The following is a 24,138-nucleotide window of genomic DNA, read 5'->3' as shown; positions in this document are numbered from 1 at the left end:
TGCGGACGAGGGGGCGGATGAGATGTCGGGGGACGGTGTGACAACCAGCAGGGCACGCAACAAGGCCGGCGCGGGGCTCAAGATCGAGCGGGTCTGGACGACCGAGGGGGTGCACCCCTACGACGAGGTCGCCTGGGAGCGCCGCGACATCGTCATGACGAACTGGCGGGACGGCTCGGTCAACTTCGAGCAGCGCGGCGTCGAGTTCCCGGAGTCGTGGAGCGTCAACGCGGCGAACATCGTGACCACCAAGTACTTCCGGGGCGCCGTGGGCACCCCGGAACGGGAGTGGTCGCTGCGGCAGCTGATCGACCGGGTGGTCACCACCTACCGCACCGCCGGTGAGGAGTACGGCTACTTCGCCGGCCCGGCCGACGCCGAGATCTTCGCCCACGAGCTGACCTGGATGCTGCTGCACCAGGTGTTCAGCTTCAACTCGCCCGTCTGGTTCAACGTCGGCACGCCCTCGCCGCAGCAGGTCAGCGCCTGCTTCATCCTGGCCGTCGACGACTCGATGGACTCCATCCTGGACTGGTACAAGGAGGAGGGGCTGATCTTCAAGGGCGGCTCCGGCTCCGGCGTGAACCTGTCCCGGATCCGTTCCTCCCGCGAGCTGCTCTCCTCCGGCGGCAACGCCTCCGGCCCGGTCAGCTTCATGCGCGGCGCGGACGCCTCCGCCGGCACCATCAAGTCCGGCGGCGCCACCCGGCGCGCGGCGAAGATGGTCATCCTCGACGTGGACCACCCGGACATCCAGGAGTTCGTGGTCACCAAGGCGCGTGAGGAGGACAAGATCCGCGCGCTGCGCGACGCCGGGTTCGACATGGACCTCGGCGGCGCCGACATCGTCAGCGTGCAGTACCAGAACGCCAACAACTCCGTCCGGGTCTCCGACGAGTTCATGACCGCCGTGGAGAACGGCGGCGGCTTCGACCTGCGCGGCCGGCTCGACGGCGCGGTCATCGAGACCATCGACGCCAAGAACCTGTTCCGCACCATCTCCCACGCCGCCTGGGAGTGCGCCGACCCCGGCCTGCAGTACGACGACACCATCAACGACTGGCACACCTGCCCGGAGACCGGGCGGATCACGGCGTCGAACCCGTGCTCGGAGTACCTGCACCTGGACAACTCCTCGTGCAACCTGGCCTCGCTCAACCTGATGAAGTTCCTCCGCGCCGACGGCGGCTTCGAGGTGGAGAAGTTCGTCCGGTCCGTCGAGTTCGTCATCACCGCGATGGACATCTCGATCTGCTTCGCCGACTTCCCGACCGAGAAGATCGGCGAGACCACCCGCGCCTACCGGCAGCTCGGCATCGGCTACGCCAACCTGGGCGCCCTGCTGATGGCCTCCGGCCTGCCCTACGACTCGGAGCAGGGCCGCTCGGTCGCCGCGGCGATCACCTCGCTGATGACCGGCACCGCGTACCGCCGCTCCGCCGAGCTGGCCGGCGTCGTCGGCGCGTACGACGGCTACGCCCGCAACGCCGAGCCGCACAAGCGGGTCATGCGCAAGCACGCCGCCGCCAACGACGAGATCAAGCCCTCGGGCACCGTGGCCACCGCGCTCGTCCGCGAGGCGACGAAGCAGTGGACCCAGGGCAACAAGATCGGTGACAAGTTCGGCTGGCGCAACTCGCAGGCCAGCGTGCTCGCGCCGACCGGCACCATCGGCCTGATGATGGACTGCGACACCACCGGCGTGGAGCCGGACCTGGCGCTGGTCAAGTTCAAGAAGCTGGTCGGCGGCGGCTCGATGCAGATCGTCAACCAGACCGTGCCGCGCGCCCTGCGCAGCCTCGGCTACCCCGAGGAGCAGGTCGAGGCGATCGTGGAGCACATCGCCGACCACGGCCACGTGGTCGACGCCCCGGGCCTGAAGCCGGAGCACTACCCGGTCTTCGACTGCGCGATGGGCGAGCGGTCCATCGCCCCGATGGGCCACGTGCGGATGATGGCGGCGGTCCAGCCGTTCATCTCCGGCGCCATCTCCAAGACGGTCAACATGCCGGAGCAGGCGACCGTCGAGGACGTCGAGAAGATCTACTTCGAGGGCTGGAAGCTGGGCCTCAAGGCGCTGGCGATCTACCGCGACAACTGCAAGGTCGGCCAGCCCCTGTCGGTCGCCAAGCCGAACAAGGCCGTCGCGACCACGGAGGCCCCGGCCGAGGTGGAGAAGGTCGTCGAGAAGGTCGTCGAGTACCGCCCGGTGCGCAAGCGCCTGCCGAAGAAGCGTCCGTCCCAGACGGTCAGCTTCTCCGTCGGCGGCGCCGAGGGCTACCTCACCGCCTCGTCCTACCCGGACGACGGCCTCGGCGAGGTCTTCCTCAAGATGTCGAAGCAGGGCTCGACCCTGGCCGGCGTGATGGACGCCTTCTCGGTGGCCATCTCCATCGGTCTCCAGTACGGCGTCCCGCTGGAGACGTACGTCAGCAAGTTCACCAACATGCGCTTCGAGCCGGCCGGCATGACCGACGACCCGGACGTGCGGATGGCCGCCTCGGTGATGGACTACATCTTCCGTCGCCTGGCGCTGGACTTCCTGCCGTACGAGCGCCGCGCGGAGCTGGGCATCTTCACCGCCAGCGAGCGGGCCGCCCAGCTGCGGGCCGAGGCGGAGGCGGAGGCGAGCGGTGCGGACCTCACCGCGATGGCCGCCTCCGCCCCGGTCGAGGCGCCGACCGAGCCGAAGACCGGACCGGTCGCCCAGCCGGCGCAGGAGACCGCCGACGTGGCCGCCGCCAAGCCGGCGCCGTCCGTGGGTTCCAGCACCGAGCTGCTGGAGGCCGTGATCGGCAAGGCCGCCGACGCGCCGCTCTGCTTCACCTGCGGTACGAAGATGCGCCCGGCCGGTAGCTGCTACGTCTGCGAGGGCTGCGGCTCCACCAGCGGCTGTAGCTGACGTACGAACCGAGCGGGGCGGGCCGGCGGGTATCCGCCGGCCCGCCCCGCTCGTTGGTGGACGTCTGTCCACTTCACGACATGCGGCGAGGGCTGCGTCGGCACGTGGTTCTGAGATCATGCCGAGATGACGGAGCCGCCGACGCCCCGCAAAAGGATGCACCCGGTCGTCACGGTGGGCCTGATCGTGCTTGCCATCTGGATCCTGCTTGCCGTGTGCATGGGTGAGCAGTCGCTCGACCGGGCGGACAAGGCGGCCAGCGTCATCGCCATGTTGGTCGGGCTGGGGGCGTTGACCGTCACCGTGGTCGAGCTGCAACGACGCTCCGCCCAGCAGGACAGCGAGAATTCACCCCCGAACCACTCGTCGCTACTGAAGAGGCCGAGCGTGGTGACTGGTGTGGCGACGATGGCTGTCGGTCTGCTCATCGTCGTCGTGGTGGGGCTCGCCTCGGGGGGCGCAGACACGTCGGAAGAACCCGCCAGCGAGGCAGGCGGCTCCTCGCCCTCGGAACCTCCTCCCACCACAGATGCTCCGTCGGTGAGTCCGTCCGAGAGCAGCCCCACCGAACCGTGCGCCTCACCGGGACAGGCGGCGTCCGGTGTCAGCCCAACGGTCACAGCTGAAGTGGTGCGTCATGACGGAACGCTGATCCTGGCGAAGGGCTACTACGCCGACCTGGACTCGCTCTGCCCGGACTGGGACGTCACCGATGTGGCCGGCACCAAGCAGGACATCGGCAACGACGGCAGGGGGCTGACCCGGAGCATCACCGCCGGAACCCAGATCGCCGTTGTCGAGAAGAAGGCGGCCGCGACCTTCGCGATGTGCTCGTCGAACACCGATTACGTGTCGAGCGCCATCCAATACGCGGACCTCAATCCGGGAGACCGGTTCTGCGTCCTGACCGATGCCGGGAGGCGCAGCCTCGTGACCGTCCTGCGCGTACGCGGTGGCGGTGACCGTAAGACAGTCCATGTCGAGGTCCGCACCTGGGCCGAAAAGCAGCCGAGTGAGGAGACCAACTATCTCCCCTGGGTGATAGGGGGTCTCATCGTCCTGGCGCTCCTCGGAGGCGGGGCGACGAGCGCAGCAACCAAGGGCGACAAGGAAGAGGGCTGAGGACCTCAACCCGCTGCCAGTCCTGAGGGCGAGTGAGCGTGATGCGGCGCGACGACGAGCGCTTCCTACAGCACGGCTCGCACCGATGGACTCCACCCGACCCGGACGACGACCAGGAGGCCTGGGGCGAGATGGTGCGGCAGCACCAGCGCCAGTACCTGGACGAAATGTCGGCGCGCAGAAAGCCGCGGCGCGGGAGAGAGACGCCGTGGGCGTCAGCCTCGATCATGGGGAGATGACGATCGCCGGGACGTACGCCGAGTTCGGCATCCGGGAGGCGCGCGGCGTGTCGCCGACGTACGAGCGACTCTCCCTCGCCGTCTCCCGCGACGACGAGCTGCTGACCCTCCTCGCTGCGCTCCCGCCGGCCCGGCGGCAGCCGAACCTGCTGTTCGGCGTCGTACGGCTGCTCGACGGGCCGGTCGACGACCCGGCGGCCTTCCGCGACTTCGCGCTGGCGAACTGGCCGGCGATCGAGGCGGAACTGCGCACCCGCGTGACCCAGACGAACGAGCCCGGGCGGTTGTGCCGTACTGCTGCCGGTGCTCGCCGCGTTGCCGCAGCCGCTGGCGCTGCTGGAGGTCGGCGCGTCCGCCGGGCTCTGCCTCTACCCTGACCGGTACGCCTACCGCTACGGCGACCACGCGCTCGGCGTGGGCGAGCCGGTCCTCGGGTGCGCGGCCACCGGCCTGGCCCCGCCGGACCGGCTACCGGAGGTGGTGTGGCGGGCCGGCCTGGACCTGAACCCGCTGCGGGTGACCGATCCGGCGGACGTCGCCTGGCTCGACGCTCTCATCTGGCCGGAGCACACGCACCGCCGCGCCCGGCTGCGGGCCGCCGCGGCCGTCGCCACGTCCGACCCGCCGCTGCTCGCGCGCGGCGACCTGGTGGACGACCTGCCCGCGCTGGCCGCGCGGGCGCCGGCGGGCGCGACGCTGGTGGTGTTCCACACCTCCGTGCTCTACCAGGTGCCGGCACCGCGCCGGGCGGCGTTCGCCGACGTGGTACGTCGCCTGCCCGGCCACTGGATCTCCAACGAGTCCCCGGGCGTGCTGCCCCACGACGCGCTGCCGGAGCCGCCGGACGAGGCGCTGTACAACGTGCTCGCGCTGGACGGTCGGCCACTCGCCTGGACGCGCTCGCACGGGCAGGCGATGACCTGGTTCGGCTGACCGGCGGGCTGCCGTGCCGTCCTCCGGCACGGCAGCCCTGCGTACGTCAGTGCTGCTTCTGCTGGCAGGGCACGCAGAAGCGGGCGTGCGGCAGCACTTCCAGGCGCTCCCGGGGGATCGCGGCGGAGCAGCGCTCGCAGGTGCCGTAGCGGCCCTCGGCGAGGCGGCGCAGCGCCCCGCTGATCTGCTCGATGCTCCGCCGGGTGGCGGCGATCAGCGCGCTCTGGGTGTGCGCCTCGCCCGGGTCGCCGGTGTCGGCGGTGAGCTGCGTCAGCCGGACGGTCTGCGCCTCGAAGTCGTTGGTCAGTGTCGTACGCAGGTCGTCGAGCCACTTCTGCTCGCTGGACTGGGTGGGCGTGGTCATGGCGTAGCTCCTTCGGGAAAAAGAAAAAGGGCCGAAGCTGGATAGCTTCGCCCTGGTGGCCGTTCGCAAGAGTTGCAACCGGTTCACGGAGGGCCACGTCCGGCGGGGCTCGGCAGTCGGGAGGCGACCGAGCCGGCGCACGACGGCGCGACCGCGGATCGCACCACCCGGGTCGCCACGTTCACCCGCAGGGCACACCGGCAGGCAGCAGCGGGCGCCGCCGTCACCACGACGGCGGTGCTGTTCTGCTGACCGGTCGAACACATGCAGCCACCATAGGCCGGGCGGAGCGGAAAGCCAACGTGCTTCCCGTACGCACGGGGCCGGCCCGGTGCCCGGGGTCACCCGGCCGGGACGTGCAGCCTGGTCGGCCGCCGACGGGCCCCGCCGGGGGCCAGTTCTGACGTCGGCCGGTCAGGTCCCCGGCATGTCCCGCATCCGCCGCAGCGGGGAGAGGACGACGAAGAGCGAGGCGCTCCACGTGCCGAGCACGCAGATCCACAGCGCCGGCCGCAGCCCGAGCTGGCTGGCGAGCGTGCCGCCGGTGAGCGCGCCCAACGGGATCACGCCGAAGCAGATCCAGAGGAACGCCGCGTTCACCCGGCCGAGCAGGGCGGGCGGGGTGATCCGCTGCCGGTAGGTCATGGCGGCCACGTTGTAGAGCACCGCGTTGGCGGAGAACGCGGCCATGCCGATGCCGTAGAGCAGCACTCCCCAGCCGGGCTGCGCCAGGGGCATCAGGAGGTAGAGCGGGCCCGGGGCGGCCATCGCCACCCAGATCACCCGGGCCGAGCCGAGCCACGCGGTCAACCGACCGGCGAACGCGCCGACGACGAGGCCGCCCACGGCGCTGACCGAGTAGACCAGCCCGACCAGGGCCGGCGGCGCGTGCAGCTCCTGAAGGAGGAAGACCACCTCGATCGAGCCGGACGCCATGACGAAGAAGTTCGAGGTGGTGGTGCAGGCGAGGATGCTGCGCAGGATCGGCTGGCGGCGGATGAAGCCCAGCCCTTCGGTCATCTCCACCCGCAGCGGCACCCGTTCGCGGCGTGGCGCGGGCTCGGCCGGCGCCTCCCGGATCAGCAGCAGGGTCAACCCGCTCACGGCGAAGGCGACGGCGGTGACGACGAACGTCCTCGCGGCGCCGACCAGCCCGACCAGCACGCCGCCGATCGTCGGGCCGACGAGCTCGGCGGAGTCCTGGCCGACGGTGAGCTTCGCGTTGGCGTCCACGAGGCGGTCCGACGGCGCCAGCCTCGGCAGCATGCTCTTGTAGGCCACTGTGAACATGACGGTGAGCACGCCGGAGAGCCCGACCACCGCGTACAGGAAGACGAGGGTGAGCCGACCGGCCAGGGCGACCACCGGCACCGACAGCAGCAGCGCCGCCCGACCCAGGTCGCAGACGACCATCAGCCGCCGCTGGTCGAGCCGGTCGGCGAGGGTCCCGGCCGGCAGCGAGAAGATCAGATACGGCAGCCAGGCGAGCGCGGTCAGCAGCGCGACCTGGAAGACGCTGGCGTCGAGCGTGCCGACGGCGAGCAGCGGCACCGCCACGCTGGAGACCCGGGTGCCCAGCTCGCTGACCGTCTGCCCGGCCAGGAGCAGCCCGAAGTTGCGGCTGCGCAGCAGCGACGGCCGCCTCGGTGCGGCACCCTCGGCGGGCGTGGTCGCCTGCTGCGTCACGTCGGGTCCCTGAGGCCGGTCGACGACTGTCGCGGGGAGGCCGCCGGGGTCCCGGGGGCTGACACCCGACGCGGGCGCCCGGCCCGTCGATGGTCCATCGGGTCAGCCTGGCGGCCCCGCCCGGTTCGGCGCCACCGGTTATCCGACGCGTCGGTTCGCGGCTCTGCGAGCGCGTACGGGATCCGGCGGCGTCCGGGCGCGGTCCCGGCAGCGGGCGGCGAGCGCCTCTCTAGACTGCGCCGGTGACCGGAGAGCGACGACCGCTGGCGGACCGGCCGCTGACCGAGCCGCACCCGTCCCGGCTGCCGCCGGAGCACCCGGACCGGGAGCGGATCCTGGCCGCGCACGCCGCCGCCCTGACCGCCGGTGAGGCCGGCTACCTCGACCCGGCGACCGGACTCTTCGTGCTCAGCGCGGGCTTCCTGGCCCGGCGCGGCACCTGCTGCGGGCGCGGCTGCCGGCACTGCCCGTACGTCGACGACTGAGCGACCGGCCGACGGAGGGCTACCGCCCGGGCGGGCCACATCGTACGGTGTCCGGCGGACACGTCGGGGTGGGCAGCGGAGGAGTGATCGTGCGCGGGCGGATGGTGGGCGCCGGGGTGACCCTGCTGCTGGTGACCGGGTGCGGCGGGGAGGCGGAACCGGTGGCCGTACCGCCGCCCGCGCCGGTCACGGTCGACGTGGCCGCCGCATCCTCCGGCGGGGCGTGCCGGCTGCTGGACTTCGGCGTGATCGAGCAGCACGCGGGCGTCCGCTTCGACGTCGCGGCGGCCAGCGCGACGGGCGACAGCCACACCTGCGTGGTGCGCGCAGGTCGCGAGGCGCTGCCGGAATTGACGCTGACCGTCACCCGGACGTCGATCGACGCGGCGACCTTCACCGCCGACGTGGTGCCGGAGAAGGCGGCCAAGGTCTCCGGGCTCGGCCAGCGGGCGTACCGGCGGACCACCTCGGCCAAGGGCGCCCTCGGGCCCGTCGCGGAGGTGGGCTGGCTGGCCGCCGAGGGACGACTCGCCACCCTGCGTTACGCCACCCCGCGCGACGCCGACAGGGCCGAGGCCGAGAAGCTCACCACCGCCCTGGTCGCCCTGGCCCGACAGCTCGACACCCGCGCCGTCTGACCCCGCCCGCACGCGGGCGCGGGCCGGTGGGTCAGTGGGCGGCGACGAAGACGCGGGAGGCGATCTCGCGGGGCAGCCTGATCCGCTCGCCCGAGCGGTCGATCGAGACCCCGTCGCGCTCCTGCGCCACCAGCACGGTCGCGCCCGGGTCGACGCCGGCGGCGTGCAGCTGCCGCAGGACGTCCGAGTCGGTCTGCACGCTCTCGCAGATGCGTCGCACCACGACCGGCCCCGACAGCCCGGGGAACGCCAGGTTGCGCTCGCCCTCGATGGGGGCGGCGGCCGTCTGCTCCGGCCTGCCCAGCTCCTCCAGCCCCGGGATCGGGTTGCCGTAGGGGGAGCGGGTCGGCCGGTTGAGCAGGTCGTAGACCCGCTTCTCGACGGCGTCGCTCATCACGTGCTCCCAGCGGCAGGCCTCCTCGTGGGCCTCCTCGTAGGGCATCCCGATGACGTTGACCAGCAGCAACTCGGCGAGCCGGTGCTTGCGCATCACGGAGACCGCGTTGCTGCGGCCGTGCGCGGTGAGCGCCAGGTGACGGTCACCCTCGACCGTCAACAGGCCGTCGCGCTCCATCCGGGCGACGGTCTGGCTGACGGTCGGCCCGCTCTGCCCCAACCGCTCGGCGATGCGGGCACGCAGGGGCGGCACCCCCTCCTCCTCCAGCTCGAGGATCGTCTTGAGGTACATCTCGGTCGTGTCGACCAGATCATGCTTCACGTCAGCGGACCTCCGGCCAACGATGCTACCTCGGCGTTCACCGAACGACCCACGGCGAACCGCCAGGTCGGTGCCGGGATGGTGTTGACTGGACGCCATGTCCGCAACCGGGGATCTGTTGGTGGAGGCCGAGCGGCTCGCGGTCGAACTCGGCCAGGCCGACCCGCCGACGCTGCTCGACGTCCGCTGGCGGCTCGCCGGCCCGCCCGGCCGGGACGACTACGCCGCCGGCCACCTGCCCGGCGCGGTCTTCGTCGACCTGGACACCGCGCTCTGCGGGCCGCCCGGCCCCGCCGGCCGGCACCCGCTGCCCGACCCCGCCGCGCTCCGGGCCGCGCTGCGGGCCGCCGGCGTGCGCGCCGGTCATCCCGTCGTGGTGTACGACGGCGGCGACGGCATGGCCGCCGCCCGGGCCTGGTGGACCCTGCGCTGGGCGGGCCACCGGCCGGTACGGCTGCTGCACGGCGGCTTCCCGGCGTGGCTCGCGGCCGGGCTGCCCACGAGCACGACGGCGCCGAACCCCCAACCGGGTGACGTCGAGGTGCGCCCCGGCGCGCTGCCGGTGCTCGACGCGGGGGAGGCGGCCCGGCTGGCCGCGGCCGGCGAGGGTGTCCTGCTCGACGTGCGCGCCGCGCCCCGCTACCGCGGCGAGACCGAGCCGATCGACCCGGTCGCGGGCCACGTCCCCGGCGCGGTGAACCTGCCCGCCGGCGAGTACGTCGCCGAGGGCCGGTTCCCCGCCGCCGAGGCGCTGCGCGAGCGCTTCGCCGCCGCCGGGGTGGGCGCCGACCGTCCGGTCGGGGCGTACTGCGGGTCGGGGGTGACCGCCGCGCAGGCCGTGTTCGCGCTGCACCTGGCCGGCCGACCGGACGCCGCCCTCTACGTCGGCTCGTGGAGCAACTGGGTCGCCGACCCGGCCCGCCGGGTGGCCACGGGAGCGACCCCGGCCGGCTGAGCGGGGAACGTGGACCGGCGGCCGGGCGGGAACGGGTAGCGGGCGACACCCGGCGGCTGGGCAGCGCGTGCGCGGGCGTGCCGGGGTGCGCGTGCGACGATGGGGCAATGTCCGACGACACGCTGGTGGTGTGGGACGAGTCGCTGCTCGCCTACGACATGGGGGACCATCCCCTCGACCCGGTCCGGGTGGAGCTGACCTTCGCCCTCGCCCGGGAGTTGGGTGTCCTGGCACGTCCCGGGGTGCGGCTGGTGAAGCCGGAGCCCGCCGACGACGCGTTGCTGAGCCGGGTGCACGACCCGCGCTACCTGGCCGCGGTGCGGGCCGCCCCCCGCGATCCGCTCTTCGCCGGCTTCGGGCTGGGCACCTCCGACAACCCGGTCTTCGAGGGGATGCACGAGTCCAGCGCGCTGGTCGCCGGCGCCACGGTGGCGGCGGCCGAGGCGGTCTGGCGGGGCGAGGCCCGGCGGGCGGTCAACGTGGCCGGCGGCCTGCACCACGCCATGCCGGCCCGGGCGGCCGGGTTCTGCGTCTACAACGACCCGGCGGTGGCCATCGCCCGCCTGCTCGACCTGGGCGCCGAGCGGGTCGCGTACGTGGACGTGGACGTGCACCACGGCGACGGGGTGCAGCAGGTCTTCTGGAACGACCCCCGGGTGCTGACGGTCAGCGTGCACGAGACGCCGCTGGCGCTCTTCCCGGGCACCGGCTTCCCCGACGAGACGGGCGGGCCGGGCGCCGAGGGCAGCGCCGTCAACGTCCCGCTGCCGCCCGGTGTGGACGACGCCGGCTGGCAGCGCGCCTTCCACGCGGTGGTGCCGTCGGTGCTGCGCGCGTTCCGGCCGCAGGTGCTGGTGACCCAGTGCGGCGCCGACGGGCACCGGCTCGACCCGCTCGCCGACCTGAACCTCTCCGTGGACGGGCAGCGCGCCACCTACCTGGCCCTGCGGGCGCTCGCCGACGAGCTCTGCGAGGGCCGCTGGGTGGCCACCGGCGGCGGCGGGTACGCGCTGGTCGAGGTGGTGCCCCGGGCCTGGACGCACCTGCTCGCGGTGGCGGCCGGGGAGCCGATCGACCCGGCGACGCTGACCCCGCCGGCATGGCGGGAGCTGGCCGCCGCGCGCCGGCCGGGCCGGCAGATCCCGCTGCGGATGACCGACGACGTCGACCCGGCGTACGAGCCGTGGCAGCCGACCGGCGAGCCGAGCGCCGTGGACCGGGCGATCGCGGCGGCCCGCAAGACCGCCTTCCCGCTGTTCGGGCTCGACCCGCACGATCCGCGCGACTGATCCGGCGGGCGGAGGGGACCGCACAGGTGACCACGGTGGAACAACCGGTGGACGTGCTGCTCAGCGACGGCACCACCGTGCAGCTGCGCCCGATCCGTCCGTCGGACGCGCCGGGCGTCGTGGCGATGCACTCGCGCTTCTCCGAGCGCACCCGCTACCTGCGCTACTTCTCGCCGTACCCGCGCATTCCGGAGCGGGACCTGCAACGCTTCGTCAACGTCGACCACCGCGACCGGGAGGCGTTCGTGGTGCTGGTCGGCGACCGGATCGTCGCCGTCGGCCGCTACGAGCGGCTCGGCCCGCAGGCGCCCGAGGCCGAGGTGGCGTTCGTCGTCGAGGACGCCTACCAGGGCCGGGGCATCGGCTCGGTGCTGCTGGAGCACCTGGCCGACGCGGCCCGCCGCAACGACATCGCCAACTTCGTGGCGGAGGTGCTCCCGGCCAACGGCACGATGCTGCGGGTCTTCTCCGACTTCGGCTACCAGGTCCAGCGGCAGTTCGCCGACGGCGTGGTGCACCTGACCTTCCCGATCGCCCCCACCGACGCCACGCTGGAGGTGCAGCGCGGCCGGGAGCACCGCACCGAGGCCCGCTCCATCGCCCGGCTGCTCGCCCCGCGCGGCGTCGCCGTCTACGGCGCCAGCGCCTCCGGGCAGGGTGTCGGCGCGGCGGTGCTCGGGCACCTGCGTGACGGCGGCTACCCCGGCGCGGTGGTCCCGGTGCACCCGAGCGCGGCGACGGTGGCGGGGCTGCCCGCGTACTCCTCGGCGGTCGACGCCGGCGTGCCGGTCGACCTGGCCGTGGTGGCGGTCCCGCCGGAGGCGGCGCGGGAGGTGGTCGCCGACGCGGCCGCCGCGGGCGCACACGGCCTGGTGGTCATCTCCGCGGGCTTCGCCGAGGCCGGCGGCGAGGGCGCGGCCGCGCAGCGCGCGCTGGTCCGCGCGGCGCACGCGGCGGGCATGCGCGTGGTCGGCCCGAACTGCCTGGGGGTGGCGAACACCGACCCGGCGGTACGCCTCAACGCCACCCTCGCCCCAGGGTTGCCGGTGCCGGGCCGGGTGGGCATCTTCAGCCAGTCCGGGGCGTTCGGGGTGGCGCTGCTGGCCGAGGCCGACCGGCGCGGGCTGGGCCTGTCCAGCTTCGTCTCGGCCGGCAACCGGGCCGACGTCTCGGGCAACGACCTGCTCCAGTACTGGCAGGACGACCCCGGCACCGACGTGATCATGTTGTACCTGGAGACCTTCGGCAACCCGCGCAAGTTCGCCCGGCTGGCCCGCCGGATCGGCCGGGACAAGCCCGTCGTGGCGCTGGCCTCGCCGGCCCGCCCGCCGGGGGTGGGCGACTCCGCCGGCCCGGACGAGGTGGCGGTCGCCGCGCTGTTCGCCCACTCGGGCGTGATCCGGGTGGACACCGTCGCCGAGCTGCTCGACGTCGGGGTGCTGCTGGCCCACCAGCCGCTGCCCGCCGGCCCGCGCGTCGGCGTGGTCGGCAACTCGTCGGCGCTGACGGGGCTGGCGGCCACCGCCTGCGCCGCGCAGGGGCTCACCGTCGCCCGTGGCTACCCGCGCGACGTCGGCCCGCGCGCCGGCGTGGCCGAGTTCGCCGCCGCGCTCGCCGGGACGGGCGTCGACGACGAGGTGGACGCGCTGGTGGTGGTGTTCGCCCCGCCGCTGCCCGGCCAGCTCGCCGACACCGAGGCGGACTTCACCACCGCGCTCCCCAGCGCGTTCGCCGCCGGCAAGCCGGCCGTGGCGACGTTCCTGGCCGGCCGGACGCCCGCCGGGGTGCCCGCCTATCCGAGCGTGGAGGAGGCCGTGCGCGCCCTCGCCCGGGTCACCGCGTACGCCGACTGGCTGCGCCGGCCCGCCGGGGTGCCGCCGGAGCTGCCCCGGGTGAACCGGGAGGCGGCGCACGCCGCCCTGCGCCCGGAGGCCCTCGACCCGGCGGGACTGCTCGCGGCGTACGGCATCGACGTGGTCGAGTCGGTGCCGGCGCGCTCCGCCGCCGAGGCCGTCGACGCGGCGACCCGGCTGGGTTTCCCGGTGGCCCTCAAGGCCGCCGCCCCGGGCCTGCGGCACCGGCTCGACCTCGGCGCGGTCCGGCTCGACCTGCCCGACGCGGCCACGGTCCATCGCGCGTACGCCGAGCTGTCGGCGGTCTTCGGCGCGGACGTCCTGGTGCAGCCGATGGTCCCGCCCGGTGTGGCCTGCGTGGTCGAGCTGGTGGAGGACCCGGCCTTCGGCCCGGTGGTCGGCTTCGGGCTCGGCGGCGTCGCCACCGAGCTGCTCGGCGACCGGGCCTGGCGGGCGGTGCCGCTGACCGACCTGGACGCGGCCGAGCTGGTCGACGAGCCCCGGGCGGCGCCGCTGCTGCGCGGGCATCGGGGCGCGGCGCCGGTGGACCGGGCGGCCCTGGCGGACCTGCTGCTGCGGGTCGGCCGGCTCGCCGACGAGCAGCCCCGGGTCCGCGCGCTGACCCTCAACCCGGTGCTCGCCCGCCCCGACGGCATCTCGGTGCTGCACGCCACGGTCCGGGTCGGTTCCGCCGCGGTCCGCCCCGACACCGGCCCCCGCCGGCTGTGAGAAGGCCACCTGCCGCGCCGCCGGCGGAGGCACCATCCCGGCGGCGGAGCGGTCAGGCCCGGTCGGAGATCTGCTGCACGGCCCAGGCATTGCCGTCGGGGTCGGCGAAGTGGACGAAGCCGACGTTGTCCAGCGGGTCCGGCACCGGGCGGGGATTCTCGCCGATCACCTGGATCTCGCTGACGTCGACGCCGCGCCCGACCAGCTCCGCCCGCGCCCGCCGCAGGTCGGGCACGACCAGTTGGAGGCCCTTGAGGGAGCCGGGCGGCATGTCCGGCACCACCCCCTTGCCGATCACGATCGAGCAGCCGGAGCCGGGCGGGGTCAGCTGCACGATCCGCGCGTCGTCGTTGACCACCGTGTCGTGGTCGACGACGAAGCCGAGCTGGTCGGCGTAGAACGACTTGGCGCGGTCCACGTCGGAGACCGGCACGATCACCACTTCCAGGGTCCAGTTCACACCCGTTGGTAGCCCGTCGGGCGCCCCGGGTCAAGCACCACGGCCCGGACGGACGCGGGGCCCCGGCGAACCGCCAGGGCCCCGCGTGGTCCGGGAAACGTCAGCAGGCGTACGCCTCCAGGCGCTGCGCCCGCTCCGGGTCACGCAGCTTCAGCAGGGTCACCTTCTCGATCTGCCGGATCCGCTCCCGGGACAGGCCGAACTCCCGACCGACCTCGTCGAGGGTGCGCTGCCGGCCGTCGTCGAGGCCGAAGCGGAGCCGGATCACGGCCTGCTCCCGCTGGGAGAGGGAGGAGAGCACGATGCTCACCTCGTTGCGCAGCTCGCCCTGCGCGGCGGCGTCGCCCGGCTCGGCGCTCGGGTCGACGGCGGCGACGAAGTCGCCGAGCGCGCTCTCGCCGTCCTCACCGACCGCCTGGTCGAGGCTCACCGGCTCCCGGTCGTACGAGATCAGCTCGATGACCTGGAACTCCGGGATGTCCATGGCCCGGGCGACCTCGGCGACGGTGGGCTCGCGGCCCAGCGAGACGGAGAGCTCGCGGCGGGCCCGGACCATGCGGTTGACCTGCTCGACCATGTGGACCGGGATGCGGATGGTGCGGGCCTGGTCGGCCATGGCCCGGGTGATCGCCTGCCGGATCCACCAGGTGGCGTACGTGGAGAACTTGTAGCCCTTGGCGTAGTCGAACTTCTCGACCGCGCGGATCAGGCCGAGGTTGCCCTCCTGGATCAGGTCGAGGAAGGCCATCCCGCGACCGGTGTACCGCTTGGCGATGCTCACGACCAGGCGCAGGTTCGCCTCCAGCAGGTGGTCCTTCGCGGCGCGGCCCTGCGCGACGATCAGCTCCAGGTCGGCCCGCAGCTCCGTCGAGACGGGGGTGCAGGTCGCCAGTTTCTCCTCGGCGAACAGGCCGGCCTCGATCCGCTTGGCGAGGTCGACCTCCTGGGCGGCGGTCAGCAGCTTCGTCCGGCCGATCCCGTTCAGGTATGCCCGGACCAGGTCCGTGGAGACGCCGCGCTCGTCGGTGGCGTCGAGGTCGGTCAGGGTGTCGGTGGCGCTCGCGGCCTCGGTGGTGCCGGCCGGGCGCGTCCGGTGCTCCGTCATCTGCAGGGCCATCTCAGTCTCTCCCCGTGTCCACGTCTGTGCCGTTGGATCCGGCCCAGTGGTGCCGGTGTGACACACAGCTTGGCGGGCGGGGCGTGAAACGGGAGTGAGGCGATCGGGGACCCGACACGAATTCCGTCGATGCCCTGCTCAGCGTGGCCGACTCGTCGCCGAGCGCTGGTTGCCGCAGGCGGTTACCGTGCCAGCGGTCGGCCCGCACGGCCGGCCCGCCGGCGACGTCGGCGTACCGAACAGGTTGTGGAGGGTGTCGTGGTCTTCAAGCGGCTCATGCAGGCGATGGGTGTGGGTGGCCCGTCCGTGGAAACCGTGCTGACGAATCCGAACTGCCGCCCCGGCGGCCAGCTGGAGGGCGTCATCCACGTGGCCGGCGGCGACCACCCCGTCGACGTGTCGTACGTCGCCCTGGGCCTGGTCACCCGGGTCGAGGTCGAGAGCGGCGACAACGACTACGAGACCACGCAGGAGTTCCACCGGCAGGCCGCGACCGGCGCGTTCCGGCTCGACCCGGGGCAGCGCCACGACGTCCCGTTCCGCTTCGCCGTGCCGTGGGAGACGCCGCTCACCGAGCTGTACGGGCAGCACCTGCACGGGATGACGATGGGGCTGCGTACGGAGCTGGAGGTGGCCCGCGCGGTCGACAAGGGTGACCTGGACGCGGTGGCGGTGCACCCGCTGCCGTCCCAGCAGAAGATCCTGGAGGCGTTCCTGCGGTTGGGCTTCCGGTTCGCCCGGGCCGACGTGGAGCGGGGCCACATCTACGGCGTGCGGCAGAGCCTGCCGTTCTACCAGGAGATCGAGTTCTACGCGGCGCCGCAGTACGCCGGGGCGATCAACCAGCTGGAGGTCACCCTCGTCACCGACCCCCAGCAGATCCAGGTGGTGCTGGAGCTGGACAAGCGCGGCGGTCTGTTCACCGAGGGCCGGGACGCCTTCGGCCGCTTCACCGTCGACCACGCCACCGCCGAGCGCACCGACTTCACCCCCCAGCTCGACGGCTGGATCCGCCAGTCGCTCCAGCGCCGCGGCCTCTTCTCCTGACGCGACGCGCGCCGGGCGGTCAGGCCCAGCCGTGGCGCGCGGCGTGCCAGCCGAGCTGCATCCGGGTCTCCACCCCCGCGAGGTCCATGAGGTGGCGCAGGCGCCGCTGGAGGGTCCGCAACGACAGGTCGAGCTGGGCGGCGACGACCGGGTCGGTGAGCCCGGCCAGCAGAAGCGCCAGGATCCTCCGGTCCAGCTCGGTCGGGCCGTCGGCCGCCTGCGCGGCGGTCCGGTCGGCGGCGGGGTCGGTCAGCGCCGCCGAGTCGAGCGGGTGGGCGTGCCGCCACACGATCTCGAACAGCGCGTCCATCGCCGCCAGCAGCCCGGTGCGGTGCAGCAGCACCGCGCCGGGCTCGCCACCGGGCGTGGCGGTCAACGGCACCAGGGCCAGCTCCGCGTCGGCCAGGATCAGCTTGATCGGCAGGTGGTCGACCACCCGCACCTGGACGCCGTCACGCAGCGACTCCAGCGTCTCGGCGACCACCCCCGGCTCGGCCAGCGTCGGCCGGTCGATCACCACCCGGAAGCGCACCCCCTGGTTGACCGCCGCCGACTCCACCGCGTTGGTGCCCGGCGGTACGGCGATGAACGGGGTGGTGACGAAGCTGCGCACCTCCGTGCGGGCGGCGTGCTGCACCTGCGCGAACCGGTGCCGGACGGCGTCGACGCCGCTGACCACCTCGATCAGCTCGTCGATCGTCCGTCCCGCGATCGACGACCGGTACTCCTCGGCGAGCGTGACCAGCGCGAGTTCCGCGCTGCGCAGCGCGCCCCGCTGCTCGCTGATCAGCGCCCCGAGCGCGACCGCGGGCGGCGCCACGGAGAACTGCCCGTCCGGGCCGCACTTCACCAGCCCGTACGCCGCCAGTTGCGACAGCGCCGCCTCGACCGTCGCCGCGGGCATCCGCAGGGCGTCGCCCAGCTCGGCCGGCCCGGCCTGGGACCGTCGGACCAGCAGGCCGTAGACCGCCTCGTCCTCGGGGCTCAGGCCCAACGCGCCCAGCATCGGTGGCTGCCTCCCTCTGCCCGCCGCGGCACGCAGAGTATGGGACATGCCCGCCGGTCCCGACCAGCCCTGGCGGCCCGGCCGGTCGTCGGGGAGGGCCCCGGGACGCGTACCGTCCCGGGGCCCCGCCAACCACTTCACCGCAGGCCGTAGGCCCGGATGAGTTCCTGCCGGATGCCGAAGCCGGCGTCCGTCGTGGCGCTGGCGCGCACCGACACGAAGCCGCCCGGCTGCTTCGGCAGCGTGAGCGAGCCGTCCCAGCGGTCACCCGCGCCCTTACGCAGGGTCACCTTCCGCCAGGTGGCGCCGTCGTCGTAGGAGACGTCCAGCGTGACCGACGTCACCGTGCCGGTGCCGGTGCCGCCCGGCTGCGGCCCGGCCTTGACGCTGATCCGCTGGCGGGTGCCCGCCCTGACGTCGCCGCGCAGGTCGGTCTCCAGCGCGTAGTCGAGCTGGAGCAGCGCGAACGGCACGAAGGTGTCGGCGTCGTTCGAGCCGGAGACGAAGTCCCACTCGGTGTGCGTGCGGGTGGAGAGCCGCCACCGCTCGGCCGGCCGCGAGGCGTCCAGCACCAGGCGGTACGGCAGCGTGCCGGCGGGCACCGGCGTCCACTGGAGGTCGGCGTTCCACTTGTTCTCGCCCACCAGCTTGTCGCCCTGGTAGAGCTTGAGGTTGGTCGGCACCGAGCCCCACTCCAGGTTGCCGCCGTGCTCCAGCACGTCGTCCGACGGGCTCCAGGCCTGCACGTTGAGGGTCAGGTAGTCCCGGTAGCGGCTGTTGCGCACCCCGAACGCCCGGCTGAAGGCCGGCCGGACGGCCGGCGCGAACCAGTCCAGCCTGGTCGTGGTGCCCCTGGCGTACGTGTTCAGGTAGGCCGTGTCGGTCCAGCCGCCCTGGTCGTGCACCTCGTGCCAGACCACGTCGGGCGTGACCCACTCGGTGCGCGTGGCCGGGTGCGACTCGGGCTCCTGGAAGCCGAACGAGGGGCTGAAGACCATGTCGTACCGGTAGCCGGAGCCGGGGGAGTCGACGGCCGCGTGGTAGCGGGCGTCGATGCGGCCCAGGTCCCGCTGCCGGGGGTGGTAGACGAGCGGCTGGTCCGGCACCTGTCCGGGCCAGACCCGGGCCAGGTCGTAGACGTGACCGGCGTACGGGACCCGGGTGACGGTCAGCTTGCGCGGCCCGCCCCGGGTCGCGGCGATCAGCTGCCTGCCGGCGTCGCGGTGCACGGTGGCGACCGGGATGGGGGACTCGCCGACGTACTCGTTGAGTATGCCGGTGCCGTCGTGGACGACCAGCAGCAGCTTCGCCCCGGCCGCCGCCGCGGCGGCGGCGCGGTCGGTCGGGCTCACCGCGTCGCTGCGGGTCACCACCACGGCCCGGCCCCTGACGTCGAGGCCGGCGTACTCGCGCGGGGCGCCGGTGCCCGCGTGGACCGGGCGCAGCGTCTCCGTGCCGGCGGTGACGGTGCTGCCCGGCTGGACCGTGGCGTCGATCGGGGGCTGGCCGGGGAGGCGCAGGCTCAGCATCGGCTCGCCCTTGCGCCACCGCGCCGCCATGGTGAACGAGCCCTTGCGGACCGGCTCGGTGGGCAGGACGTACAGGTCGTCGTAGCGCACCGGCAGTTGGTACGCCGCGCGGAAGTCGTTGCCCTCGTCGTACCCGACCGTGTAGTCCAGCCGGCGCTGCCGGTCCTCGGTCCGCTCCGGGGTGGCGGTGTCGAGCAGGCGTGCCCGGCGCGCGTCCAGCACCACCTCCGCGTCGCGGTCCAGCACGGTCTCCGGGTCCACCAGCAGGGCGAACCCGAGGCGGTCGGGCCGCTCACCGGGCACGTCGAGTACCGCCTCCACCGTGTAGGTCCCCGGCGGCAGCCGCAGCGCCCGCTCGCCGGTGACCGGGTACTGCGAGGGGTTGAGGTCGCCGGCCCTGTTCACCACCACCACCGCGCTGGCGGGCTTGCCGTCCCGGCCGGTGAGCTTGATCGTCAGGTCGTGCCGCTCGGGCTCCTTGAGCAGGCCCAGCGCGGTACGGGTGACCGCCGCGCCGGTGGCGGCGTCGGTGCCGACCAGGTAGCCGGTCAACTCACCGTGGGTGGCGCCGCGCGGGTCGCCCGTCACCGCGACGTCGGCGCTGCCGCCCGCCGGCACCGTCACCGAGGCGGCGCCCAGCGCGAACGGGCCCCCGCCGGTCAGGGCGAGGTCGAGGGTCACCGCGGTGGTGCCGGCGTTGGTGAAGGTCACCGACCGGGTGACCGGGGCGTCGGTCGGCTCGTGCGGCCAGTCGAAGTTGCCGAAGAACGCCGAGCCGGTGGCCCGTACGGTGGCGCGCACCGCCGCCGCCACGTCCAGCCGGCCGGTGCCCACCTGGTACGGCCGGTACTCGTCGGCCAGGCCCTTGGCGCTGCTCGTCAGGGCGTCCTTGAGCTGCTGCCCGGACCAGTCCGGGTGCCTCTGGGCGAGGATCGCGGCGGCCCCGGACACGTGCGGCGTGGCCATCGAGGTGCCGTCCATGCCCTGGTACGCGCCCTCGCCGGCGGACTGCTGCGAGCGGGCCGCGACGATCCCGACGCCCGGCGCGGTGAGGTCCGGCTTGAGCGCGCCGGTGCGCGCCAGCGGGCCGGTGCTGGAGAAGCCCGCCAGCGCGTCCTGCTTGTCGACCGCGCCGACCGTCAGCGCGCTGGGCGCGGTGCCGGGCGACCCGATGGTCTGCGGGCCGGAGTTGCCGGAGGCGACGACGAAGAGCGTGCCGTGCCGCGCGGAGAGCGTCTCCACGGCGGCGGCCATCGGGTCGGTACCGTCGGTCAGCGAGCCGTCGCCGAGGCTCATGTTGACCACGTCGGCCCCGGACTCGGCCGCCCACTGCATGCCGGCGATGATCCAGGAGTCCAGGCCGTACCCGCCGTTGTCGAGCACCTTGCCGACGATCAGGTCCGCGCCCGGGGCGACGCCCCGGTTGCCGCCGCCGGAGGCCGCGCCGCTGCCGGCGATCGTCGAGGCGACGTGGGTGCCGTGCCCGTGGACGTCGGAGGTGTCCTCGCCCGGCACGAAGCTGACCTTGTCGTCGACCTGGTCGACCAGGTCGGGGTGGCCGGGGTCGATCCCGGTGTCGAGCACCGCGACCGTCACCCCGCTGCCGTCGTACCCGGCGGCCCACGCGGCGGGCGCGCCGACCTGGGGCACGCTCTCCTTCAGCGCCGCCGTCACCCGGCCGTCGAGCCAGAGCTTCGCCACCCCGCCGCCGAGGGCCCGGGCCGGCGCCGCGGCCGAGGCGGGCGCGACGGTGGACCAGAAGGCCCGGGCCTGCTTCTTCTCGGTGGCCAGCGCCGCGCCCCGGATGCTGGGCAGGTCGCGGACCAGCTTCGCCCCGCGCGGCGCCGTCGGCTTGCCCGAGCGGGCCTTCGCCGGGGTGTACGCCGCGATCAGCGGCAGCGTCGGGGTCTTCGCGTCGTCGTACCCCATCTCGATGAGGTCGGTGACGTTGAACAGCCGCCGGTCGAGCTTGCCGCCGTCCAGCAGCGGCAGGGCCTCGTCGGGCAGGACGTACAGGTCGTCGCCGCTCTGCCGGACGCGCACGCCGCCGGTGGCGTTGTCGGGCCGGTCGACCTCGGCGGTGGCCTTGCCGTCGGCGAAGGTGGTCACGGTGACCACGTCGCCCGTGATCAGGGTGACGGTGTGGGTGTTGCGGGTGGCGGCCTGGGCGGCGGGGGACGGGGCGGCCGCCGTCGCCGGCGCCTGGATCGCGGCGAGGCCGGCCGCGACCATTCCGGTCGCCGCCGCGGCGGCGGTGAGCCGCCGTCTCGCGCGACCCCAGGTGAAGGGCTGTGAGGGGGTTGGCATGCGATGGTTCTACCGTCGTCGTTCCGCCCCCGGGAACAGTTGACGTCGGCGGGGTTGCGCCACGGCGCGACTCCGCCACCGGTGCCGGTCAGAGTTCGAGCAGCACCGTGCGGGGGCCGACGTTGACGCTCTCGACCAGCATGTGGGCGCGGAAGCGACCGGTCTCCACCTTCGCGCCCCGGGCGCGCAGCGCCTCCACGACCGCCGTCACCAGGGGCTCCGCGACCTCGGCCGGGGCGGCCGCCGTCCAGCTCGGACGGCGACCCTTGCGGGCGTCGCCGTAGAGGGTGAACTGGCTGACCACCAGGACCGGCGCGCCAGTGTCCGCCGCGGACCGTTCCTCGTCGAGGATCCGCAGCTCGTGCACCTTGCGCGCCATCGTGCGGGCGGTCTCGACGGTGTCGGTGTGCGTCACCCCGAGCAGCACCAGCAGCCCGTCGTCGATCGCACCGACCACCTCGCCGTCGACCGTCACGGCGGCCCGGCCGACGGTCTGCACCACGGCCCGCATCAGTCGGCGACCGGCTCGATGAAGCCGCGCTCGACGAGGTGCGCGACGATCGGCCCGGCCGCCTCGGCCAGCTCGCCGGGGGCCACGTCGTGCGCGGCGGCGAGCAGGGCGAGCTGGTCGCGCAGCGGCAGCCGCCCGTCGGCCCCGCCGACCAGGGCCAGGACGAGCGGGTCGATCTCCTCGGTCCAGCGCAGGCCGTGCGGCATGGCCAGCACCTGCCGGTCCACCGCCCAGCCCTCGTCGCCCATGGTGGCCTCCTGCCGCAGCTGGAGGCCGTCGGCGGCCCGGAAGCGGGCGGCGAGCAGTCCGTCGGTGTCGCGGGCGCGGAGCCAGCCCTGGCGGTCGAACCACGCGCCGACCCGGTCGCCGAGCGGCGCCTCCACCCGCTGGCGCAGGTCCTCCACCCGCACGACCGGGTCGTCGTGGCCGGAGCGGCGCAGCGAGACGATGCCGAAGCCGACCGCCTCCACCTTGTGCGCGTCGAACCAGTCCAGCCAGTCCGCCATCCGGCGCGGGTCGGCCGCCTCGCCGACGTCGGTGAGCCACAGGTTGACGTACGCCATCGGGTCGGCCACCTCGCGCTGGATGACCCAGGCGTCCAGCCCCGTGCCGGCGAACCAGCCGGTCACCCGCTCGCCCCAGTCCTCCCCGGCGACGTGCACCCAGTTGGCCAGGTACTGCATGGTGCCGCCCTCGGTGAGCAGGCCGGGCGCGGCGGCGGCCAGCTCCGCGCCGATCGCGTCGCCCACCCGCCCGGAGTCGCGGTAGACGTGCGTGGTGGTGCCGGGGCCGACCACGAACGGCGGGTTGCTCACCACCAGGTCGAAGCGCCGCCCGGCGACGGGGGCCACCATGTCGCCGCGGAGCAGCTCCCAGTCCTGGCCGTTGAGCGCGGCGGTGGTGGCGGCGAAGCGCAGCGCCCGCGCCGAGAGGTCGGTGGCGGTGACCCGCCGCGCGTGGCCGGCCAGGTGCAGGGCCTGCACGCCGGATCCGGTGCCCAGGTCCAGCGCGGCCTCGACGGGCCGGCGGACGGTCGCGCCGATCAGCGTCTGCGTCGCCCCGCCGATGCCGAGCACGTGCTCGGAGTGCAACGGACGGCCGGGCCGGGCGCTGGCGGGCACGTCGGCGAGCACCCACCAGTCGTCCCCGTACGGCTCCAGGTCCACGCCCATCCGCAGCCCGTCGCCGTGCCGCTCGACCAGGCCCCCGGCGAGCGCCTCGTCCAGCGACAGCGGCGCCAGCGCGGCGGCCACGGCGGCCTCCGGCTCGGTCTGCTCGCAGATGAACACCCGGATCAGGGTGCCGAGCGGGTCGCGGTCCTCGGTGGCGCGCAGCGCGGCCCGGAAGTCGTTGCGAGCCACCCCACCGGTGGCCTGCGGGCCGAGCCGGGTGGCGATGCCGTTCGAGGTGAACCCGGCCCGGGTCAGCGCGGTCCGCAGCGCCTCGACGCCGGCGGGGGAGAGCAACATGTCGTGTCCGTCCACGTTGCCATCCTGCCTGGTGCCCGGCGCCGGCATGCGGCCACCCGGGCGAACGTCCGGCGCGGGTGTCGCCGTACCGGGACCGATGCGCGTGTCCCGGTGCCCGCCGGTCCGGGTGGTGACAGCATTGTCGCCATGACGCTCGCACTGCCCATCGACCCCGAGGCCAACCGGCTGCTGGAGCGCAGCCCGCTGGCGCTGCTCCTCGGCATGGTGCTCGACCAGCAGGTGCCGATGGAGAAGGCGTTCTCCTCGCCGTACGTGCTGACGCAGCGACTCGGGCGCGACCTGGACGCCCGGGAGCTGGCCGACCACGACCCGGAGGACCTGGTCGCCCTGTTCGCCCGGCCGCCGGCGCTGCACCGGTTCCCGAAGGCGATGGCGGCCCGGGTGCAGGAGGTGTGCCGGGCCCTCGTCGACCGGTACGACGGCGACGCCGCCCGGCTCTGGTCCGGCGCGGCCGACGGCCGGGAGCTGCTGCGCCGCATCGGCGACCTGCCCGGCTTCGGTACGCAGAAGGCCCAGATCTTCCTCGCGCTGCTCGGCAAGCGGTTCGGGGTCACGCCGGCGGGCTGGCGGGAGGCGGCCGGCGGCTACGGCGACCCGGACGCCCACCGGTCGGTGGCCGACGTCACCGACGCGGACTCGCTGCGCCTCGTGCGCGAGTACAAGCAGCAGGTGAAGGCGGCGGCGAAGGCGAAGGCCGCCGGGGGCTGACGCAACCGCATCGTCGGGGCGGTCGTTGTAGCCAGGATGGCGACGACGGG

Annotated in this window: 18 protein-coding genes and 1 pseudogene; 10 read left to right on the top strand and 9 right to left on the bottom strand. The window is 74.1% G+C overall.

Annotated features, from left to right (window positions below; translation table 11 throughout):
• Positions 1-22: 22 nt before the first annotated feature.
• The 3 genes and pseudogenes from DER29_RS03370 (at position 23) to DER29_RS03355 (ending at position 5,196) form a co-directional block, all read left to right on the top strand.
• Positions 23-2,902 carry a vitamin B12-dependent ribonucleotide reductase gene (locus DER29_RS03370; RefSeq protein ID WP_121395972.1) on the top strand — a complete coding sequence of 960 codons (2,880 nt, stop codon included), beginning with the start codon at positions 23-25 and terminating at the stop codon, positions 2,900-2,902.
• Between the two features lie 126 nt (positions 2,903-3,028).
• A complete protein-coding gene (locus DER29_RS03365; protein WP_148709972.1) occupies positions 3,029-4,024 on the top strand; it encodes a hypothetical protein in 996 nt (331 codons plus the stop codon).
• Positions 4,025-4,259: 235 nt separating this feature from the next.
• Positions 4,260-5,196 (top strand): annotated as a pseudogene (locus DER29_RS03355) (DUF2332 domain-containing protein).
• A 46-nt stretch (positions 5,197-5,242) separates the two neighbouring features.
• Here DER29_RS03355 and DER29_RS03350 read toward each other — a convergent pair.
• Together DER29_RS03350 and DER29_RS03345 are read right to left on the bottom strand one after the other, a co-directional pair.
• On the bottom strand, positions 5,243-5,560 hold the full coding sequence (locus DER29_RS03350; protein WP_121395969.1) for a TraR/DksA C4-type zinc finger protein: 318 nt from the start codon (positions 5,558-5,560) through the stop codon (positions 5,243-5,245).
• A gap of 414 nt (positions 5,561-5,974) precedes the next feature.
• A complete protein-coding gene (locus DER29_RS03345) occupies positions 5,975-7,246 on the bottom strand; it encodes an MFS transporter (protein ID WP_121395968.1) in 1,272 nt (423 codons plus the stop codon).
• A 242-nt stretch (positions 7,247-7,488) separates the two neighbouring features.
• On the opposite strand from DER29_RS03345, the gene DER29_RS03340 reads away from it, so the two are divergent.
• Both DER29_RS03340 and DER29_RS03335 read left to right on the top strand, forming a co-directional pair.
• On the top strand, positions 7,489-7,731 hold the full coding sequence (locus DER29_RS03340; protein WP_121395967.1) for a DUF5522 domain-containing protein: 243 nt from the start codon (positions 7,489-7,491) through the stop codon (positions 7,729-7,731).
• An 89-nt stretch (positions 7,732-7,820) separates the two neighbouring features.
• The gene (locus tag DER29_RS03335; RefSeq protein WP_121398977.1) at positions 7,821-8,369 is read left to right on the top strand and encodes a hypothetical protein; all 549 of its coding nucleotides are present in this window, start codon (positions 7,821-7,823) and stop codon (positions 8,367-8,369) included.
• Positions 8,370-8,400: 31 nt separating this feature from the next.
• Here the strand turns inward: DER29_RS03335 and DER29_RS03330 are convergent, their stop codons facing one another.
• On the bottom strand, positions 8,401-9,087 hold the full coding sequence (locus DER29_RS03330) for a metal-dependent transcriptional regulator (RefSeq protein ID WP_121395966.1): 687 nt from the start codon (positions 9,085-9,087) through the stop codon (positions 8,401-8,403).
• A 97-nt stretch (positions 9,088-9,184) separates the two neighbouring features.
• Between DER29_RS03330 and DER29_RS03325 the strand changes: the two genes are divergently transcribed.
• From DER29_RS03325 to DER29_RS03315, 3 genes are all read left to right on the top strand, one after another.
• Positions 9,185-10,042, top strand: coding sequence for a sulfurtransferase (locus tag DER29_RS03325; RefSeq protein WP_121395965.1), 858 nt, complete (start codon positions 9,185-9,187; stop codon positions 10,040-10,042).
• 107 nt (positions 10,043-10,149) lie between these two features.
• The gene (locus tag DER29_RS03320; protein ID WP_121395964.1) at positions 10,150-11,331 is read left to right on the top strand and encodes an acetoin utilization protein AcuC; all 1,182 of its coding nucleotides are present in this window, start codon (positions 10,150-10,152) and stop codon (positions 11,329-11,331) included.
• Positions 11,332-11,357: 26 nt separating this feature from the next.
• A complete protein-coding gene (locus DER29_RS03315; RefSeq protein WP_121395963.1) occupies positions 11,358-13,913 on the top strand; it encodes a bifunctional GNAT family N-acetyltransferase/acetate--CoA ligase family protein in 2,556 nt (851 codons plus the stop codon).
• A gap of 52 nt (positions 13,914-13,965) precedes the next feature.
• On the opposite strand, the gene DER29_RS03310 is transcribed toward DER29_RS03315, so the two are convergent.
• Positions 13,966-14,373, bottom strand: a complete 408-nt coding sequence (locus DER29_RS03310; RefSeq protein WP_121395962.1) for a VOC family protein — start codon at positions 14,371-14,373, stop codon at positions 13,966-13,968.
• A 100-nt stretch (positions 14,374-14,473) separates the two neighbouring features.
• A complete protein-coding gene (sigB, locus tag DER29_RS03305) occupies positions 14,474-15,490 on the bottom strand; it encodes an RNA polymerase sigma factor SigB (RefSeq protein ID WP_370040028.1) in 1,017 nt (338 codons plus the stop codon).
• Positions 15,491-15,748: 258 nt separating this feature from the next.
• Between sigB and DER29_RS03300 the strand changes: the two genes are divergently transcribed.
• Positions 15,749-16,537, top strand: a complete 789-nt coding sequence (locus tag DER29_RS03300; protein WP_121398975.1) for a sporulation protein — start codon at positions 15,749-15,751, stop codon at positions 16,535-16,537.
• Positions 16,538-16,556: 19 nt separating this feature from the next.
• Here the strand turns inward: DER29_RS03300 and DER29_RS03295 are convergent, their stop codons facing one another.
• From DER29_RS03295 to DER29_RS03280, 4 genes are all read right to left on the bottom strand, one after another.
• Positions 16,557-17,543 carry a transcriptional regulator TrmB gene (locus tag DER29_RS03295; protein ID WP_121395961.1) on the bottom strand — a complete coding sequence of 329 codons (987 nt, stop codon included), beginning with the start codon at positions 17,541-17,543 and terminating at the stop codon, positions 16,557-16,559.
• A 137-nt stretch (positions 17,544-17,680) separates the two neighbouring features.
• Positions 17,681-21,379: a S8 family serine peptidase gene (locus DER29_RS03290; RefSeq protein WP_121395960.1), complete on the bottom strand. Its 3,699-nt coding sequence runs from the start codon at positions 21,377-21,379 to the stop codon at positions 17,681-17,683.
• A gap of 88 nt (positions 21,380-21,467) precedes the next feature.
• A complete protein-coding gene (gene dtd, locus DER29_RS03285) occupies positions 21,468-21,890 on the bottom strand; it encodes a D-aminoacyl-tRNA deacylase (protein WP_121395959.1) in 423 nt (140 codons plus the stop codon).
• Positions 21,890-23,374, bottom strand: coding sequence for a methyltransferase (locus DER29_RS03280; protein WP_199729108.1), 1,485 nt, complete (start codon positions 23,372-23,374; stop codon positions 21,890-21,892). The genes dtd and DER29_RS03280 overlap by 1 nt, the downstream gene beginning before the upstream one ends.
• A 132-nt stretch (positions 23,375-23,506) precedes the next feature.
• On the opposite strand from DER29_RS03280, the gene DER29_RS03275 reads away from it, so the two are divergent.
• Positions 23,507-24,088, top strand: a complete 582-nt coding sequence (locus DER29_RS03275) for an HhH-GPD-type base excision DNA repair protein (protein ID WP_199729106.1) — start codon at positions 23,507-23,509, stop codon at positions 24,086-24,088.
• The last annotated feature ends 50 nt before the right edge of the window (positions 24,089-24,138 follow it).

It is taken from the genome of Micromonospora sp. M71_S20 (assembly GCF_003664255.1).
Classification (GTDB): domain Bacteria; phylum Actinomycetota; class Actinomycetes; order Mycobacteriales; family Micromonosporaceae; genus Micromonospora.
Note: the sequence above shows the minus strand (reverse complement) of the source record. Positions and strands in the feature narration are given on the sequence as shown.

Coding starts and splice junctions, on each gene's coding strand:
- DER29_RS03370 (WP_121395972.1), top strand. CDS start 23: ATGTCGGGGGACGGTGTGACAACCAGCAGGGCACGCAACAAGGCCGGC.
- DER29_RS03365 (WP_148709972.1), top strand. CDS start 3,029: ATGACGGAGCCGCCGACGCCCCGCAAAAGGATGCACCCGGTCGTCACG.
- DER29_RS03350 (WP_121395969.1), bottom strand. CDS start 5,560: ATGACCACGCCCACCCAGTCCAGCGAGCAGAAGTGGCTCGACGACCTG.
- DER29_RS03325 (WP_121395965.1), top strand. CDS start 9,185: ATGTCCGCAACCGGGGATCTGTTGGTGGAGGCCGAGCGGCTCGCGGTC.
- DER29_RS03320 (WP_121395964.1), top strand. CDS start 10,150: ATGTCCGACGACACGCTGGTGGTGTGGGACGAGTCGCTGCTCGCCTAC.
- sigB (WP_370040028.1), bottom strand. CDS start 15,490: ATGGCCCTGCAGATGACGGAGCACCGGACGCGCCCGGCCGGCACCACC.
- DER29_RS03295 (WP_121395961.1), bottom strand. CDS start 17,543: ATGCTGGGCGCGTTGGGCCTGAGCCCCGAGGACGAGGCGGTCTACGGC.
- DER29_RS03290 (WP_121395960.1), bottom strand. CDS start 21,379: ATGCCAACCCCCTCACAGCCCTTCACCTGGGGTCGCGCGAGACGGCGG.
- dtd (WP_121395959.1), bottom strand. CDS start 21,890: ATGCGGGCCGTGGTGCAGACCGTCGGCCGGGCCGCCGTGACGGTCGAC.
- DER29_RS03275 (WP_199729106.1), top strand. CDS start 23,507: ATGACGCTCGCACTGCCCATCGACCCCGAGGCCAACCGGCTGCTGGAG.